The sequence below is a fragment of the Aquiflexum sp. genome (assembly GCF_041749095.1).
In the GTDB taxonomy this organism is placed as follows: Bacteria; Bacteroidota; Bacteroidia; order Cytophagales; family Cyclobacteriaceae; genus Aquiflexum.
Genome location: NZ_JBGTCA010000310.1, coordinates 1 through 1,826 on the forward strand (window position 1 = coordinate 1; position 1,826 = coordinate 1,826).

The following is a 1,826-nucleotide window of genomic DNA, read 5'->3' on the forward strand; positions in this document are numbered from 1 at the left end:
CATAAAAGAAAAAACTCTGACAGATTATTTCAGTCAAAGTAAATATAAACAAGCTGAGGAATCTTTAAGGGCTTGGATTTATGAAGTCAGATTCTCTTTATGGGGGAACTCAAATGAATTGAAAGCAAAATACGGCAATGCCAGCATCATCAGTTCCAAAAGAGTTGTATTCAATATAAAAGGCAATGACTATCGATTGATTGTTGATATTGAGTATAAATTAAAAATAGTCTTTGTTGTTTGGTTTGGAACTCATGCGGAATATAATAAGATAGATGCAAAAACGGTACACTATGAAAATTAAAATATTAAAGTCAAAACAAGAATATGACAATGCTTGTGAGCGAATTTACGCCTTGATCCAAAGCACAGAAAAAGCCATTGAACCGGAAAGTCCGGAAGGGGAGGAATTGGAACTTTTGTCTATGCTTGTCGAAAAATATGAGCAAGAACACTTTCCTGTCGGAGCGCCAAATCCAATAGAAGCAATTAGGTTCAGAATGGAACAGATGAATCTAAAACAGGTAGATATTGCTCCGTTATTGGGAGGTAAAACAAGGGTATCTGAGATTCTGAATGGGAAGCGTGCATTGACCCTTAAAATGATAATTCTATTGAACAGATATTTGGGAATACCCTTGGAGTCACTGATTGCCGGAAATAAGGATGTAAAACTGGAGCCAGAATCACAGGATAAAATTCTGGGTATTGCGGCTATCAAAAAGTATTTTTCCGGGTCCAAGGCTGCGATGTTTTAAGCGAATTGGAGTTTTTTTTCAGTAGGATTCCTATTGTATCCAAGTTTGCTTTTGGCAAGAGGATGGAGGACAAAGCAATAAAATTTCATTAAATCCCGTGGGCAATTCTTGATAGCCTATTGATAATTAAATTATAACGTTCTTCTTGCTGCTCATAAAAAAGGTTTCCTATAATCCCTTCTTTTAAACTTTTACTTTCAATGATTTTGGTTGCACATTCCATGAGATATGTTTTAACTCTTACTTCCGCCTTTATAACTTGTTCACTTATATCAGAGCGGTGATTGAATAAATATACAATGTCTTCATAGTCGTGGCTGGCCCAAAGGTCTTGGATACCCCGATCAAAGAAGGCGTCAAATTTTGCTGCCAGAAAGTAAGAAAGTGGTAAAAGACGAATCTTCAAATCGTCAAAATCATAGGAAAAAGCCTGATCAATACCTTGTTCAAACCAGCGATTTCCAGGAGCCCACCCAATCGGTACAGTAGCCATGACATCCACCAAAACATCATCATATCGAAAGCGGCATATGACAGAATCCATGGCAGATTGAACAAAACCCCTTGCAACCAAGGCTTCCCGAATCGATTCCAATTCTCCAAGACTGGCTATTTCCATGGTAAGGTCAAGATCCTTTGTAGGTCGTACATCTTCCGCTGAAGGATCATCGATGTACAGGCTCACTACAGCCCCTCCGACAAATACGACTTTTTCAATGATCGGACCCAATGCCAGTGCAATCTTTCTGGTGACCGCGCGGTTGATCTGTGTATTTTTCAACATAACCTATTTTTTAGTTCCTCTGCTGCTAAGTTACGCTCTCTAGCCCGGCCTACCCTTAGGGCATCAATCAAAGCCAAGACTTCGTACAATTCAGGATCTCGGGTAGCCGCATCGATGGCTTTTGGGTATAAGGGTGCAATACTATGACCTCTTACTTGACCAAATGCAGAGGGCCAAACATAGGGTTCATCACTACTGATTAGGTCAGCCAAGGGTGCTGCGCTATGTGCGGTCGGAACTCCTCTGACTATGGGTCCTGGTTGTTGCGGAAAAGCATAGCGTAT

Annotated in this window: 3 protein-coding genes and 1 pseudogene; 2 read left to right on the plus strand and 2 right to left on the minus strand. The window is 40.1% G+C overall.

Translation table 11 applies throughout. From position 1 onward, the window contains the following. Both ACEW8O_RS14250 and ACEW8O_RS14255 read left to right on the plus strand, forming a co-directional pair. The coding region (locus tag ACEW8O_RS14250) for a type II toxin-antitoxin system HigB family toxin (RefSeq protein ID WP_373495297.1) at positions 1–304 on the plus strand (304 nt) is incomplete at its 5' end. After that, positions 294–758, plus strand: a complete 465-nt coding sequence (locus tag ACEW8O_RS14255; protein WP_373495298.1) for a type II toxin-antitoxin system HigA family antitoxin — start codon at positions 294–296, stop codon at positions 756–758. The genes ACEW8O_RS14250 and ACEW8O_RS14255, both read left to right, overlap by 11 nt. A gap of 88 nt (positions 759–846) precedes the next feature. Here the strand turns inward: ACEW8O_RS14255 and ACEW8O_RS14260 are convergent, their stop codons facing one another. Both ACEW8O_RS14260 and ACEW8O_RS14265 read right to left on the minus strand, forming a co-directional pair. After that, the gene (locus ACEW8O_RS14260; RefSeq protein ID WP_373495299.1) at positions 847–1,542 is read right to left on the minus strand and encodes a nucleotidyl transferase AbiEii/AbiGii toxin family protein; all 696 of its coding nucleotides are present in this window, start codon (positions 1,540–1,542) and stop codon (positions 847–849) included. Beyond that, positions 1,536–1,826 (minus strand): annotated as a pseudogene (locus ACEW8O_RS14265) (hypothetical protein); the annotation flags it as partial. The gene ACEW8O_RS14260 and the pseudogene ACEW8O_RS14265, both read right to left, overlap by 7 nt.

Bases quoted from the DNA above. Each gene is read 5' to 3' on its own strand.
- ACEW8O_RS14255 (WP_373495298.1), top strand. From the start codon at position 294: ATGAAAATTAAAATATTAAAGTCAAAACAAGAATATGACAATGCTTGT.
- ACEW8O_RS14260 (WP_373495299.1), bottom strand. From the start codon at position 1,542: ATGTTGAAAAATACACAGATCAACCGCGCGGTCACCAGAAAGATTGCA.